This is a genomic window from Bacillus thuringiensis (assembly GCF_001182785.1).
Classification (GTDB): domain Bacteria; phylum Bacillota; class Bacilli; order Bacillales; family Bacillaceae_G; genus Bacillus_A; species Bacillus_A thuringiensis_S.
On the sequence record NZ_CP012099.1, the window covers coordinates 2,819,473 to 2,835,418 of the forward strand.

Sequence of the window (15,946 nt, forward strand, 5' to 3'; positions counted from 1 at the left end):
ATCCCTTTCTATGAAAAAAGACTAACTCTTAATAAAAAGAGCTAATCTCATTACGCCGTTATTTTTTCTTCTTTTTTTACAACGAAAGCCACATAACTATGAAGTATCATTCCAATAATAACGAGACTCATACCAACCCAAGATAAAGATGACGGAATTGGTGCAGATAACCAGATCAGCTCTCCTACTAGCGCAAATAAAACTTCACCTGACTGCGTCGCTTCCACTGTTGCTAGTTTTTGTGGATCATCTTTTACAAGATCTGTTGCAAAGAAAAATAATATTGTCGCGATTAACCCAGAACTAACTGCTACAATAAAACATTGAAAAACTTGGCTACTTGACGGTAATCCGCCAGTTGATACTTCGTAACCAGATAATAAAAACCAAAATGGTAAACTTGCTAATGTCATACCGAGTACTCGCTGAAATACATCTAATTCCCCTTTACAAACTTGCATCATTTTTCGATTTCCAAGAGGATACGCAAATGCTGCAATAAGTACAGGAACTACACATAAAACGGTTTCACGAATACCTAATGAAGAAGCATGTTCTACTTGCATGAGAACAACACCGAATAAAATAATGCCCGACATAACTAATTCCTTCATCGGAAGTTTTTTATGTAGTGGATCCACCGCAAAAAATGGTGTTAACAAAATCCCTGCAACGATTGTAATTTGCCATGTTGATGCAACGAGCCAACCTGGTCCGAACGCTCCAGCAAAACTAAGCGGTGCATAAAAGAGACCAAATCCAACGATACTCCATACTAACCATTCTTTCGGATTGTTTTTCATATATTGAAAGAGTTGCTTTAAGTTCCCTCTATACATAACAATAAGTAATAGCATTGGAACCATAAAATAATACCGTAATGATGCACTCCAAATCCAGCTTCCACCTTCTAAGTCCATTGCCCGGTTTAAAACAAAGGTAAAGGCAAAGAAAAATGATGCCAGTATCCCTATAACAATTGCTTTCATTGTAAAACCCCTTGTATTTAATTTTTAATCTCTACAACATATATTTTAGTATACGCGATGAAAAATCTACATACAAACTTACATTTCACTTTCCATTCACTTGCAATGAAAAAGATAATAATACATTCATTTATTATACTTAATATAAAAACATTAAACAGAAATAATTTTAAAAATAAGTTACTTCTATGGATGTGATAACACTGAAAATATACAGAGCCTCTATACAATCTATTTTATTTGTACTTTCTTTCGGAGTTGTTTTCCTTCTAATAAGTGTTTTATCTTTAATGGAAGAATTTGATTTACTAGGAATTATTTCAATATTTTTCTCCTTATGGCTACTAAAGTATGCACTAACCTTATGGAAAACACGTGCAAGCGATATAGGTTCCTATTGGGATGATGAAGGAATTGTAGTAGATTTTCATGGGAATAAAGTGTATTGGTATGAAATCAAGGATATTACATACCAAAATTTTCAAGGGTCAAAATCTACCTTAATCTCGACCCACTATACTCACCATGAAAATATACGAATCCGCCATAAAAGATGGCTACCAACTATTGCACATTCAATTTACTGGTTTTCTATTGAAAAACCAAAAAATCATCATAAAAATTTAATGATAGCTTGGGAAGAAAAACAAACGAATAAAAATAAACACCTCCTTTAATTATTATTTAGGGGCGTTTGTTTATTCAAAAATTAAAGAATATGCAGTTTATATTCTCTATATAATTTCCTCAATCGACTTATATGAGCTTGATGATACCTATTATGATCTGCTAAATGCCATATTCCCCATCTTATAGTCGCATTTTCCCCTTTTTCATACAAAACTTCCTCTCTTAAAAGAACAACACCATATGTTCATCATCACTATACACACCATTCATTTTTATAGCCCTTTTTTCAATTCCGTACGTTTTAAATCCCATTGATTCATATAATCGTTTGGCTGGTTCGTTCGTTGACACAACCCCTAAATTCAATTGCTCTAGCTTCATCTCTTTTGCCCTTTCAATTGCTTTACGTATTAAATCACGTGCAAGACCACTTCTTCGATTTTCAGTATCTATATACATTGCAACGATATGTCCTTTATGCTTATATGCGTCCTTTTCTTCTGTTAATAAAGTAACAACCCCAACTAAACGATTTTCATTATTAAAAGCACCAAATGTAAAACTACTGTTGGATGAAAGATTACTAGCAACTCGTTCAAGAGGGTTTTCTTGACGTACTGCTTCTTCATAAGTCGTTACAAATGCTTCTGGATTTACTTGTAGTGCTTGTAAACGTAACTCCCAATATTGTTTTGCATCCGCTTTTGTAAGTAATCGAATCATTTTATCTTCCCCTTTTTAATTGACATAATATTTTTATAGGTTATTATTTTTTGATTCATACTCTTCTTTTAATATACTGTAACGATAGCGATGAATGAACTTTCCCTGTCTTAATCGATCATTTCTCATTAACCCTTCGCATACAAATCCGGCATTTTCATAAATCTGTTTAGCTTGTGTATTATCTTCATCTACACGTAACCAAATTTTCTCCAATTCAAACTGGGAAAAACCTATTTGTAACATGCTGTTTAGAGCTGCCATTCCAAATCCTTTACCCCAATAGTCTTTATTTCCAATCGCAATTCCTAGTTCTGCATTTTTATTTGTTTTATCAAAATTTTTAAGGTCTACCCATCCAATATGTATACCTTTCTCAGTAACGATCGCCCTTTGTTCATAACCATTTTTTCGGCTTATACAAGCTTCAATCCAGATTCTCGTATCTCCACGAGTGAACGGAGGATATTGGTTTGGTACGACTAAATGCTTTGTTACATCTCTATCTAACGACCATTGATAGCGATCTTCTACATCATCTAATGTCAATTCTCTTAATTGAACATATGGTACATTCATTTTTCTCTCCCCTTTTTATTTACCAATAGAAAATCCTTCGAACACTCTTCCACCATACTGTTCTAACGTCATTTCTATAAAATGAATTAATTCATTTTTCTCTCCCATTTTATAAAAATGATCAAAAGCCGCTACAAATTTGTTTGCATATTGCTCATCATATCTTCTTAGCACTCTAATAAACCATTTTGAACTCCCAAGCCACCTACCATTTACTCTTAATACATATTCATGTACTAAATCCGCTAATAAATTAGCGATAAACAATTCTTCTTCTCTTTTTGTTGCACCAATAAAGTCATCTAAAGTATCCGTAATAAAATATCGCTTCTGCTTAATCGTTTCTTCGGTCCATTTAGCTGGTCCTTTATGTAGTAAATCATTCGCTTCTTTTTTTAATTTCTCAACAATTTCCTTTTCCCCTTTTAATGCAACCCCTTCTGAAACTAATTGTGGTAACGACGGTCTCCCTCGATCACAATCCATTTTGAAAAAGGTTTTATATGTTGTAAAATTATGAACAAACACCTCAACAGGCCATCCATTACTATAGAAAGATTCTCTATAACAAGAAGTTAAACTTTGGTCAACTATTACAATATCAAGGTCAGATGTTTTCGTCGCTTCTCCTCGTGCAACGCTTCCACCGAGTAAAGCTACATCACAATTCGGAAATTGTGATGTAATTATGCTTTGTGCTGCTTCAATTGGTTTCATAGCCGTTCCTCTTTTCTTATTTCACTTTCTTTTTTTCAGCTCTTTCTCTCGCTTTTTTTATATAGCTTTCTGCATCTGGTGTTTTACATGATGTTGCACCGTGATTAACCTCTACTTTTCCAATTTCACGTGCAATTTCAATTGCTTGTCGCTCTAAGTCTTCATTACGAATTCCTATTGCGATTAAAGCACTATTCATCGCTTCTTTTTTTCTATTTTTTTCATTATGTATATTTTCTTTAATCTCTTCTAAGTATGGAGAGAAGAAACCATCATGTAACTCTTTATTTTTAATCGATATATTTGCTAACAAAGACCAGCCAGCTCTTCCAATCCATTCATCATTAGACTTTGTCCACTCTTCCATTCTTTCTATTGCAATTGGCGAAGTACATATAGATGTCATAAAAACATCCATTAAACAGTAATAATCAACATCCTGAACCCAACTATTAAGCTGTTCTGTTGTTAAATTCTTCGGGTCTAAAATATAAGTTGCTAATGTCATTGCGTCCATATTTTTCGTTTCCCACAATTCAACTGCTAAATCGTGATCTTTTTTTATTTTCTTTTTTAACAATTTTAAATTTGCAAAACTAACTCCGAATAGTGGCTCTTTCGCTCCGTGGTTTTTATACGTTTTACGATTTTGTTCTGTTCCATATTCCTCTAGTTGCTGCATTACTTCCTCAAGTAACATATACCCACCTCTTTATCTTTTCTGTTGACTGTATATATGTATGTACGATATATTCTACATTACTTTTCGGTTTTCCTATATTTATTTTTAAAATGCGGTATGTGAAATTTCTAAAGATTGCACAGCTACACCATCAAAAAACTGTACATGTTAAACATACAGTTTTTTGATGGTATCAATTTTGCGTAGAATAAGATATAAACTACGAAAGAACTTTTAATGGTCCTCTCAATCACCTATTTTTTCAACTAAATTTTTTACATCTGACCACTCTTCTATTGATCCTGCGTCCGGAAAAACTGTAACTACATTAAAATTCGCACCTTTTTCTTTCCCAATTTGTTTAGCTGCTAATAAATTCGCTGCCGCAGAAGTTCCTATTTTTATACCAGTATCTTTGTAAAAACGTGCCATTTCATACAGGGTATCTTCATATGAATAAGTCCATTGTTTTTCTATCAAATTTTCTTCCTGTTCTATGAAATGTTGTTTCCTTCCTAAGCCGAACCCACCTGATCCAGCATATTTCTTTAAATCATTTGGTGGTTGTTCCGAACCATAAGGCAATTCAGCAGGCATTACTAAATGTAGTTCAACATTTTTTGTATAATTCTTTATTGCTGTATAGACTCCCATTAGAGTTCCACCAGTACCAGCAGATGCTACCCATGCATGTATTGGTTTTCCAATCATTTGTGCAATAATTTCTCGCCCTGTACCTTCTATATGACTTACTAGATTTGCATTATTATAATGTTGGAATAAAAAGTATAATTCTGGCTTTTGTTTGCTAATCTCTATTGTTTTCTCAATTACTGCGTAGAACCCTTTACATTTATCAACTAAGATTACGTTAGCACCATAACGATCAAGTTCATTTAATAGAGATTTACCGGTTCCAGAACTTAAAACTAACGTGCATTGAATCCCTAAATAATTACAAATACACCCAATTGACCTCGCTAAGCTTCCACCACTATACTCTAAAATATTTTGTTTTTTGTCCGCTTCTTGTAAATATTTATTAATCATTCCAAGTGCCGCCCTATCCTTAATTGACCCTGTAGGGTTATGCCATTCACATTTAGCATAGATAGAAAGGTCCTTCGTTTCTTCGCATTTTAATTTCATGAGAGGTGTATTTCCAACATGTTTAGAAAACTCTTCAAAATGGTTTACTATCATACTTTTATACCTCCTTCATAAATTATGTTTATTACATTTGTTCTCAGCCAAAATACTTTCTACATTTTAATAACTCTCTCAATAAGATCTTCTTATATAAAAATCCCTACAAACACTGTAGGGATTTATGTCTAAATCATTTTGTTACACTCTATTTCATATGAAAATAGTTTCTTTATTCAGATGCATTCATAAGCACAATTCTCCAACCATCTGGATCCTCTATTGTGGTTCCTTTCTCTATCCAATACGGGTTTTCTGGTTCCACCTCATGATAGCCCATATTACTTAATCGATTCACTATCTTTTCAATTTCATCTTTAATAGGCATATAAAAAACTAGTAAATTATCTTTTGTCGGTGCCGGACATGGACTTCCATTAACATGTGTAGTAAACTCCAAATGATACTCTTCATCTGGTAAACCAAACATCACCCCGTCATATCCTTCATGATTGTGAAATTCCCCTATACGTTTTAATCCTAATCCTGTTTCATAAAAACTTATCACTTCTTCAAATTTATCTGTTGGTCTTGCAATTCTAAATTGAACCCAACTCTTCATGCAAATCTCCTCCTTTTCATTTTCCAAAGCTTTATAGTAATTAGTATAGGTTACATATATTCCCTTTAACATCCCTCATTAGTGTGAACTTCCTAAGTTGAAAGACCTATTAGTTAATAAACAATAGGACTTTAGTATAAAATTCATATAAAATTAGTTGTATAAATGTAGAGATGAATTACAAGCTATTACGTATGAAATAGTTCTCCTTGCAGGGCCTTTATATACCGATCAGCAGATCTTTGTACAGCTTTATTCGCATCTTCCACCACACCATGAAATGCATTATATAGTCGACTAAATTGGATATCTTTTACCTTCTCTGCCATATCTCTAACTTTATTCGCTGGTAATGGAATGAGATTGGGATAACTATACATAAAACTTACCCATTTTCGATCCGAAACTACTTGTATAATATCACCTGATAACAAAATACCTTTCCCTTCATTACCGTCTATCCAATGTATAACAGTTCCACCCTTAAAATGGCCTCCTAAGCGATGCAATGTAAGTTCTTCCGATAATATCAGATGCTCCCCAGACCAAAATTTAATTTGCTTACTCGGACGAACCACCCACTCTTTATCATCTTCATGAATATAAATAGGTACATTGAATGTTTCCGCCCATTTAACTTGTGTAGAGTAATAATGTGGATGAGAAAGTGCTATTGCTTGAATACCACCTAAATCATATATACGTTTTACCGTTTTATCATCTAAATAACTAATGCAATCCCACATAACATTTAGAGTTTTACTTTGTATTAAAAATGCTGTTTGTCCAATCGCAAATTTAGGTTTAGTAGTAATGCTATACAAACCGCTTTCTTCTTTTATTATTTCGTTTTTGTATAAATTGCTATTTTGCATCGTTTCTAATGTTGTCCATGACTGCCCAATTGGATTAACATATTGTCTTTCCTCATTACAAATTTTACAGCGAGAAGGTGGTTCTTCATTTTCGGGATACTGTACTCCACATGTAGTGCAAATATAATTATCCATATTCCCACTCCTTTTTTCATGTAATTGTTTCTTTACCAATATTTTAATAAAAAAACAAAAATATTCGAATCAATAATTGGAACGAAAATGAAATGATACGAAAGTATGATTAGTCTCCTTTCGTTTTAAGACTTTAGCCTAAGTACTATATTTTTCATTTCTTCTTTCTGTGAAAGTTGCATATCGTTTTTAATAGAAATTCCAAGTAAATTTAACTTTTTACCCATTAAATAAGTGAATACATCTTTTCAAAATAAATGAACCTATTCATAGATTTCGTCACACCTTTGACACAGTTGCACTAAGCGATACACATTAGGGGTATAGTATATTTAAAGTAACGATAAAAGAATATTCAATAATTTTATCTTCCTTATCGTTACTAGATTCAATTCGTAACAAATAAAGGAGAGGTTTTAATGGAAATCGTTATTATGCTCTATGATGGAATTACTGCATTAGATGCTATTGGTCCATACGAAGTATTTGCTGCAGAAAGCAATAACAACATAAAATTTGTTGCTAAAACGAAGGGATTAATAAAATTAGATTCGAAAATGGGCTATTTACATGCTGATTACAATTTTAATGAAATTACTTCAGCAGATATTCTTGTTATTCCTGGATGTCGTCCGCCTAACTTTACACAACTTATGAAGGATGAAGAAACTCTTAATTGGATTCTCCAAATACATAAAACGACAAAGTGGACTACAACTGTATGTACAGGCTCCTTAATCTTAGGTGCTACTGGTCTACTAAATGGTGTTAAAGCTACTAGTCATTGGAGCTGTTTTAACTTACTTCGTTCTCTCGGAGCTATTCCAACTGAAGAGAGATTCGTGCGCCATGAAAAAATTATAACAGCTGCTGGTGTATCTGCAGGTATTGATATGGCCCTTCAGTTAATAGCTTGGGAATTTGGAGATGAAAAAAGCAAAGCAGTTCAACTCATGTTAGAATACGATCCTAAGCCTCCCTTTGATACAGGTTCTCCTAAAAAAGCACATGCATCCTTATTAGAAGATTTAAATTTGATGATTGAAAGTTTAAATAATAAAGTTTAAATTCATCCTATTTTTCAAAACTGCAATTGATATAAAATCTTGCATACTTTTGAGTAAACTTTTTTACACTTGTAAAAAAGTTTTTTTGCATTTCCCTACCTATAATTGCTAATATAGTAGAGTAGAACTTTTATAGAGAGAAGGAAAATTATGCACAATGGAATTCGAATGACAACTTTAGTAAAAAGGGCTATGTTAGTTTGTGCGGGGGTATTATTCACATACGAAGCGGCTTTTGGATCAGTACATACTGCTCTAGCTAGTACAGAGGATGAAGCAAAATCTGTTCAACTTGTAAGTGAGATTCAAACATCTCTTGCTCCGAAAGAAGCTCCTAAACATTATAACGGGCAAGTTAGAAAAGTCGCTTATTTAACATTTGATGACGGTCCTGGAAAATACACAGCTGAGCTTTTAGATATGTTAAAGAAAGAAAATGCAAAAGCAACATTCTTCCTAATTGGTTCAAACGTAAAAGCTTTCCCTGATCTTGTAAAACGCGAAGATGCTGAAGGCCACTACGTTGGGATGCACAGTATGACTCATAACTACAAGAAACTTTACACAGAAGGTCATTACGTAGATGAAATGAAGGAAGACCAAGGCTTAATCGCTGGTGTTTTAGGTAAATCACCAGTATTAACTCGTCCATCTTACGGCTCTATGCCAGGATTAAACGAAGCTCTTCGCAACAAAGTTGTAGAAAATGGCTTAAAAGTTTGGGATTGGACAATTGATTCTTTAGACTGGAAATACAACAAAATGCAAGTTGATGCTGCATCTGCTAAAATTGTAGAGAACGTGTTACATGGTGCTACAAATCCAACAGAAGTTATCCTTATGCATGATATTCATCCACAATCAGTAAAAGCAGTACCTGGAATTATTAAAGGACTGAAAGAAAAAGGATATGAATTAGAAGCATATAATGAGAACGAACACTTCCCATTAAACTTCTGGCATGATAATCGTATGTAATGAAAAGACTTGATTCCCTCTAGTAGGTTATCAAGTCTTTTTTTATTCCATATATTAAAAAATATAACCTACTAACTTCACAATTTCACTAATCAAAATACCGATCACTGCGAAATCAGAATCCCCGAATGTTGTATTTTCAAATCCTAAACCACCTAATATAGGTAATAATATCGCTGGTAGGAATGAAATTAGTAACCCATTTACAAAAGCGCCAAGTATCGCTCCCCTTCTACCTCCTGTTGCATTTCCAAATACAGCTGCTGTTGCTCCTGTGAAGAAGTGAGGAATTAATCCCGGTACTATTATACTTAAACCGATAAATGGAAGAAGAAACATGGAAAGGAGTCCAGCAATAAAACTTGTTAAAAAGCCAATAATAACTGCATTTGGTGCAAACGGAAAGATTGTTGGACAATCTAATGCCGGTTTTGCATTTGGTACAAGTTTATCTGCAATCCCTTTAAATGCAGGTACAATTTCTGCAATTAACATACGTACACCTGCTAGAATAATATATACACCTGCTGCAAACGTAATGGCCTGCATGAAAGAATAAACGAGATAATTTTGTCCGTTACTTAATTCAGTTTCGATAAACCCCTTACCAGCAAATGGCGCGACAATAAAGAACAATACAGCCATCGTTAATGACATAGATACTGATGTATCACGTAAGAAACCAAGTGATTTCGGAACTTGAATTTGTTCTGTTGATTTTTCTTTATTTCCAAATTTACTTCCAACAAACCCTGCCGCTAAATATCCAACAGAACCGAAATGGCCAATTGCAATATCATCCATCCCTGTAATCTTTCTAACATACGGTTGTAGTAATGCTGGAAAAATCACCATGAGTGCCCCTAAAATAACTGACCCAATAATGACTAGTGAAGCGCCTTGCATCCCTGTAGTTGAAAATACCGCTGAAATTAAACATGCCATGAAGAGCGTATGATGACCAGTTAAAAATACATATTTAAATTTCGTAAATCGTGCAATTATTAAATTTGTAATCATACCAAATACCATGATTAATGCCGTTTCTTTTCCTAATGTTTGCTGAGCTATTGCAACAACAGCTTCATTATTTGGAATTATACCTTTAATATGGAATGCTTTATCAAATATTTTACCAAAAACGTCTAAAGCTCCTACTAATATAGTAGCTCCGCCTCCTAAAACGACAAAGCCCATAATTGTTTTTAAGGTTCCTGAAACTGTGTCTGCAAAGTTTTTCTTTTGCAGTAGTAAACCACACATAGCAAATAATCCAACTAATATTGCAGGCTGTCCCAAAATATCCTTCATTATTATATCAAACATAGCATTACTCCCCTTTCACTGTACTACATCAGGTGTTTTTGTAATGCTTCTTTAATTTCATTTTGATCTAAAATATTTGTTAAACCAGCAACTGTGCGTGTGCCATCTTCAAGATTACAAATAATATCTTTTGCACCTAAATATAAATCAGCTTGCTCAGATTTACTAGAAGCTAAATCTGTATGAGATACTTCTGCTTGTAATCCTAGTTCATTTAAAATTTTCTTCACATTCATTTCCACAATAAAACTACTTCCTAAACCATTTCCACATACAACTAATACTTTTTTCATTTTAATTTCCCCTTTAATTAGAATATTTAGCTATCATTTCTAATAATTTATCTTTTGAATCTGAATGAATTAGCATTTCCACATTTTTTTGTTCAGATAGCATTTCACTTAATTGTGCTAATGCTTTTAAATGTGTTTCATTATCTATAGCCGCTAGCACAATAATCAAATTAGCAGCATGCTCTTGTTTTTCTGAAAATGAAACACTTTCTTTTAACTGTAGTAAACTCATTCCTAGCTGCTTAACTCCTGCTTCTGGACGAGCATGTGGTATTGCAATTTTAGGTGCAATAACAATATAGGGACCTAATTTTTCTACATTTACAATCATTTCATCAATATATTCTTCAATGATATATTGATTTTGTAATAACGGTTCAGCTGCTACCTTTATCGCATCTTTCCAATTATCAACTCGATTTTGAAGTTGAATAAACTCTTTAGTTAAAAGTTCGTTTAACATTGGTTTATATTTCTCCTCCTTCTCAAAATACACCGGACCACTCATAGATTCAGTCAATTCTCTTTTTAAAGATTGTTCATCTACTACATCCGAATATTTTCGAATAATTCCCATGACTACATCAACAGAATCCTTTTGATTCTCACCATACAATACTCCATTTACGTTTCTTAAAAGAGACGCTTTTTCAGAATCAGTTAGAATTGGATTCACCTTAAAAACAGGTACCCCTCTCTTCTCAATTTCAGTAGTTGTAATAATACAATCTACATCAAATGTATTTGATTCATATTCTCGCTTTGAAATTGCATTTAATATATCCACATTTGAAAATAATTTTTCTAATTGGTATTGCAACATACGTGATGTTCCAATACCATTCGGACATACAAGTAGCGCAGTTTTCCGCGGATTGGGAACGATTCCTTCTTTCCTCATCCACGCTCCAAAATGCATAGTAATATATGCAATCTCATCATCTGAAACAGATTTTCTCACATATTCTTCAAAATGATGAATCACTTTTTTCGTAAGACAATATACCTCTTTATAATTTTGCTGAATCGTATTTAGTAATGGATTTTCAATATCTATTCCATACTTCACCCGATAAAACGCGGGTTTCATATGCAAATATAGGTCTGAAGACAGCCCGTTAAAATCTTCAAATATAACGCAAGCATAGTCCTGAAATTCTTTAATCATCCTGTCAACAACCAAATGTATTTCATCCTTATTATTTTTTTCATACATATTTTCCTGGTAATTTACTTTTGCACCTAACAAATGCGTCGTAATATAATAAATTTCATCACTTGGGAATTTAACAGCAAACTTTCGCTCAAACTGCTTCGCGATATACTTTGCTGCTTCAAATTGCTTTGAATCTCGAAGAACATTTTTTTCTGCTTCTTCCATTTCAATGTACTGTCCTTTTAAAATACGTCTATGGAACAAATACATGTAAACGCTTAAATTTTCAAGCACCTCATCTGTATATTGGATACCTAAAAATTCTTCACAGTTTGAAAGAATATTTTTTATGTTGTAAAGTGTTTCTCTTTCCAGAGTATCTTTTTCATTCCTCATGTCAGTTATAATGCATTTTACTTGTGATATTAAATACTCCCAGCCGTTTTTGGAAATAATGTGAGAGAGACTGGAAATTAACAAATTTCGTTTATCCTGTTCATCTCCAGCAATTTGATAGCCTTGTTTACGCCCAAATTGTAATAATAAATCATACTTATTTAGTTCTACTTTTAGCTTTTTTAAATCTGTAAGAACAGTATTACGACTTACTTGTAAAAGGTCCATTAAGTCTTCTAATAAAATTCTGTTTTCCTTTATGAGTAAGCATAAAATTAACCATATTTTTCTTTCTTGTGGAGAATATTCATATTGATCACTCGTAAATTCATTTAATTTTTTTACTATTATCTGTTTCGTTTCATTATTTAAGCAATAACCTAGAGGCCGGATATATTCAATTGAATGTAGCCCTTCCTCTTCTAACCAATCTTCAATCTTCTTAATATCATAATAAATTGTTCGCTTAGAAACTTGAATTACATCAATTAATTGATTTATAGACACATAACCTTCTGCTTGAATAATTTGTTGCAAAATATTTACACTTCGATTATCTAATATCATATATGGTGTACACCCTTTCTATACTTGTTCACTAATTGACTTGCAAGTATAGATACTAACTTTGCAAAATTAGATTTTGTAATCGTTTTCTATTAATATAATATCTTTTATTACCTCCAAATATAAGTCCAAATTTTGTTTTCTATGTAGTGCAATGATTGTGCTTTAAAAATTACTTCAGCATACCTTCCCCCGATGGAAGACATTATTTACCTTTAATTCTAAAGTTCCCCTCATTATTCATTTACACCAATGACAAAAAGATCTTTAGAATTTTTAATTTAGCTTAGTACATATTAATCATAAGGAGTGATATGTATATGGAGTTTCTCTCATCCGAATATTTGTCTGCCTTGCTTGCCATCATTGTAATCGATTTAGTGTTAGCCGGAGATAATGCCATCGTAATTGGATTAGCAGCAAGAAGATTACCGAAAGACCAACAAAAAAAAGTTATTATATGGGGAACTGTCGGGGCGATTGCTATTAGAGCCCTCGCTACCTTAGTTGTCGTTTGGTTATTAAAAATACCTGGTTTACTCCTAATTGGCGGTGTACTTCTTATATGGATCGCTTACAAGTTGATTGCTGAGGGCAAAAATCATGATATTAAAGCCGAAGAAGGATTTTGGTCTGCTATTAAAACCATTATTATCGCTGATGCGTTAATGGGCATTGATAATGTACTCGCTGTTGCAGGAGCTGCCCATGGTAACTTTTCTTTAGTAATCATTGGATTATTAGTGTCTATTCCTGTAGTCGTATGGGGCAGCACATTGATTCTAAAATGGGTGGATCGTTTTCCTGTCATCATTACGATTGGAGCAGCCGTTTTAGCTTATACTGCTGCAAAAATGATTGTAGATGAGAAATGGTTTGCTGGATTTTTCGAAAATAACCCTTTCATTAAATGGGCATTTATCATTATTATCATCGTCGGTGTAGTTTTCTTCGGAAAGGCAAAACAAAAAGCAACAGCTAGTTCTGTCTAATAATGATGGTATATTTACAAATAAAAAGCGCTATTCATATGAATAGCGCTTTTTATTATTTATTTAGCTTCCCCTTCCGGAGTCGTTTTTACCTTCGTTTTGTTTTTATCACGATTGTTATAGTTATACTTCGAACGATCTACTGGAGTGAATCCTTCCGGTGTGTAGAATCGTAATAAGTCACCATTTACGACTTGGTCAGAGTATTTTAGTGAGTTTTGAACCATTTGTTCATTTTTCTTTATTTCATCTGTAAATTCTACAGGTTTTCCAGTTGTTGTATCATAGTATTTGCCGTTCAGTGCAGTAACAGTTGGGCTTACGTAGTTACCGTTACGGAACGCAACGACTTGTTTATGCTCTGGTGATAATAAATCTGAACCGAATTGAACATAGTTTTTCGTATCTGTACCTAGTAAGTGTAATAACGTAGGAAGAACGTCAATTTCACCGCCATATTGATGTTGTACGCCACCTTTCACTCCTGGTACACGAACGATTAAAGGCACACGTTGTAACTGTGCATTTTCAAATGAGTTCATTTCTTTACCCATTACTTTTGACATTGCTGCGTTATGATTATCTGAAATACCGTAATGGTCTCCGTACATAACGATAATTGAGTTATCATATAAACCAGATTGTTTCAAGTAATCGATGAAACCTTTTACAGATTCATCTAAATAGCGTGCTGTTTGGAAGTACGTATCTACTGATGAATCGCCTGTTGTCGCTGGTTCAATTGTTGCTTCTGCCTTATCGATTGGATAAGGGAAATGGTTCGATAACGTAATAAACTTCGTATAGAACGGTTGTTTCAACGTTTGTAATAACGGAATAGATTCATTAAAGAACGGTTTATCTTTTAATCCGTAGTTTACTACATCTTTTTCATTCATATCATAGTATGACGCATCAAAGAATTTATTAAAACCAAATGATTTATAAATATCGTCACGGTTCCAGAATGTTTTGTAGTTACCGTGGAATACTGCTGATGTGTATCCTTGTTGTCCTAAAATAGCTGGTGCTGATTGATACGTATTATGAGATTTCGTTGTAAAGACAGAACCTTGCGGTAAACCAAACATTGAATTCTCTAACATAAACTCCGCATCAGATGTTTTCCCTTGTCCTGTTTGATGGAAGAAGTTATCAAAGTATAGTGTATTCGCATCTTTTGTAAATGAGTTTAAGAACGGTGTAACTTCTTGACCATTTAATTTGTAATCGATTAAGAAGTTTTGGAATGACTCTAAATGAATATAAATTACGTTCATTCCCTTTCCTTTACCAAAATACTCAGGATTTGGACTTGCATAAGTTGATGTTAAATAATTTCTTACTTCTGTCATATTATCCCCATCAGCTAATGCTCGTTCTGTTGATGCTTTCGCACTTTGAATACCATCGTAAATTGTGTAGTTGTATGCCCCTAAATATTTCACAATATAATTTCTATCGAATGTTCTTGTTAATAATTCAGGACGGTCGGATTCTGCAAGACCTAAGTTAACACTGAATAATAAAATACCTGCTACAAATACTAGAGATAATTTATGCTTCGCAACACGAATTGGTTTTGGATTTGCGAATTTTGTTGCGACTAACACAATTAATATAATCGTGTCTAAGAAGTATAGTGGATCATAAAGATGTAGCAACGCAAGAATACTACCACCTAAATCTCCAAAGTTATTCGTTTGTGTTAATGTCGGGAACGTAATAAAGTCACTGAAAAAGCGATAGTATACTACGTTTGCGTATAAAAGAATCGACAATAACAAGTTGATAACGATTAACCAAATATAAGATCGTTTCCCTTTTGCAAATAATGCAAGTCCTAAAAATAGAACTGCTGAACTAAGCGGGTTGAAAAACAGCAAGAATTTTTGGATTGTGTTTGAAATTCCTAAATTAAATTCCGTTACATAGGCTGCATACGTTTTGAGCCACAATAAAATAACGGCAAACAGAAAGAATCCAAAATGATTGCTTAACACACTTTTGCTCTTTAATAAGAACTGTTTCATTTCTCCACCTCTTTTAATCATCCAAGGCTTATTTTTTATA

16 protein-coding genes and 1 pseudogene are annotated in these 15,946 nt (G+C 33.3%); 4 read left to right on the plus strand and 13 right to left on the minus strand.

What is annotated here, in order from left to right; genetic code table 11:
* Positions 1–50: 50 nt before the first annotated feature.
* A complete protein-coding gene (locus tag AC241_RS14670) occupies positions 51–989 on the minus strand; it encodes a DMT family transporter (RefSeq protein WP_050844008.1) in 939 nt (312 codons plus the stop codon).
* Between the two features lie 290 nt (positions 990–1,279).
* On the opposite strand from AC241_RS14670, the gene AC241_RS14675 reads away from it, so the two are divergent.
* Entirely contained in the window at positions 1,280–1,666 is a 387-nt protein-coding gene (locus tag AC241_RS14675; protein ID WP_224413445.1) for a hypothetical protein, read from the plus strand.
* Positions 1,667–1,698: 32 nt separating this feature from the next.
* Here AC241_RS14675 and AC241_RS32960 read toward each other — a convergent pair.
* The 8 genes and pseudogenes from AC241_RS32960 to AC241_RS14710 all read right to left on the minus strand — a co-directional run.
* Positions 1,699–1,845: pseudogene (locus AC241_RS32960) on the minus strand (DinB family protein); the annotation flags it as partial.
* On the minus strand, positions 1,842–2,342 hold the full coding sequence (locus AC241_RS14680) for a GNAT family N-acetyltransferase (RefSeq protein WP_048563759.1): 501 nt from the start codon (positions 2,340–2,342) through the stop codon (positions 1,842–1,844). The pseudogene AC241_RS32960 and the gene AC241_RS14680, both read right to left, overlap by 4 nt.
* 33 nt (positions 2,343–2,375) lie before the next feature.
* Positions 2,376–2,921, minus strand: a complete 546-nt coding sequence (locus AC241_RS14685) for a GNAT family N-acetyltransferase (RefSeq protein ID WP_029442615.1) — start codon at positions 2,919–2,921, stop codon at positions 2,376–2,378.
* 15 nt (positions 2,922–2,936) lie between these two features.
* On the minus strand, positions 2,937–3,638 hold the full coding sequence (locus AC241_RS14690; protein ID WP_029442616.1) for a nucleotidyltransferase domain-containing protein: 702 nt from the start codon (positions 3,636–3,638) through the stop codon (positions 2,937–2,939).
* A gap of 16 nt (positions 3,639–3,654) precedes the next feature.
* Positions 3,655–4,338, minus strand: coding sequence for a DNA alkylation repair protein (locus AC241_RS14695; protein ID WP_043938056.1), 684 nt, complete (start codon positions 4,336–4,338; stop codon positions 3,655–3,657).
* A 228-nt stretch (positions 4,339–4,566) separates the two neighbouring features.
* Positions 4,567–5,523 (minus strand): PLP-dependent cysteine synthase family protein, encoded by a 957-nt coding sequence (locus tag AC241_RS14700; RefSeq protein WP_016081189.1) that lies wholly within the window; start codon positions 5,521–5,523, stop codon positions 4,567–4,569.
* A gap of 175 nt (positions 5,524–5,698) precedes the next feature.
* The gene (locus AC241_RS14705) at positions 5,699–6,088 is read right to left on the minus strand and encodes a VOC family protein (protein ID WP_050844012.1); all 390 of its coding nucleotides are present in this window, start codon (positions 6,086–6,088) and stop codon (positions 5,699–5,701) included.
* A gap of 188 nt (positions 6,089–6,276) precedes the next feature.
* Positions 6,277–7,098 carry an MBL fold metallo-hydrolase gene (locus AC241_RS14710; protein ID WP_029442619.1) on the minus strand — a complete coding sequence of 274 codons (822 nt, stop codon included), beginning with the start codon at positions 7,096–7,098 and terminating at the stop codon, positions 6,277–6,279.
* Between the two features lie 419 nt (positions 7,099–7,517).
* Between AC241_RS14710 and AC241_RS14715 the strand changes: the two genes are divergently transcribed.
* Both AC241_RS14715 and AC241_RS14720 read left to right on the plus strand, forming a co-directional pair.
* Entirely contained in the window at positions 7,518–8,165 is a 648-nt protein-coding gene (locus tag AC241_RS14715; RefSeq protein WP_016081186.1) for a DJ-1/PfpI family protein, read from the plus strand.
* Between the two features lie 150 nt (positions 8,166–8,315).
* A complete protein-coding gene (locus AC241_RS14720; protein WP_000551445.1) occupies positions 8,316–9,143 on the plus strand; it encodes a peptidoglycan-N-acetylglucosamine deacetylase in 828 nt (275 codons plus the stop codon).
* A 54-nt stretch (positions 9,144–9,197) separates the two neighbouring features.
* Here the strand turns inward: AC241_RS14720 and AC241_RS14725 are convergent, their stop codons facing one another.
* The 3 genes from AC241_RS14725 to AC241_RS14735 are packed head-to-tail and all read right to left on the minus strand — an operon-like array spanning position 9,198 to position 12,881.
* Complete coding sequence (locus tag AC241_RS14725) at positions 9,198–10,469, minus strand: PTS ascorbate transporter subunit IIC (protein ID WP_050844014.1); 1,272 nt, start codon at positions 10,467–10,469, stop codon at positions 9,198–9,200.
* A gap of 23 nt (positions 10,470–10,492) precedes the next feature.
* Entirely contained in the window at positions 10,493–10,762 is a 270-nt protein-coding gene (locus AC241_RS14730; protein WP_000757316.1) for a PTS sugar transporter subunit IIB, read from the minus strand.
* A gap of 13 nt (positions 10,763–10,775) precedes the next feature.
* A complete protein-coding gene (locus AC241_RS14735) occupies positions 10,776–12,881 on the minus strand; it encodes a BglG family transcription antiterminator (protein ID WP_050844016.1) in 2,106 nt (701 codons plus the stop codon).
* 320 nt (positions 12,882–13,201) lie between these two features.
* Between AC241_RS14735 and AC241_RS14740 the strand changes: the two genes are divergently transcribed.
* Entirely contained in the window at positions 13,202–13,873 is a 672-nt protein-coding gene (locus AC241_RS14740; protein ID WP_050844018.1) for a TerC family protein, read from the plus strand.
* A gap of 59 nt (positions 13,874–13,932) precedes the next feature.
* Here the strand turns inward: AC241_RS14740 and AC241_RS14745 are convergent, their stop codons facing one another.
* Positions 13,933–15,906 carry a lipoteichoic acid synthase gene (locus tag AC241_RS14745; protein WP_029442622.1) on the minus strand — a complete coding sequence of 658 codons (1,974 nt, stop codon included), beginning with the start codon at positions 15,904–15,906 and terminating at the stop codon, positions 13,933–13,935.
* Positions 15,907–15,946 lie beyond the last annotated feature (40 nt).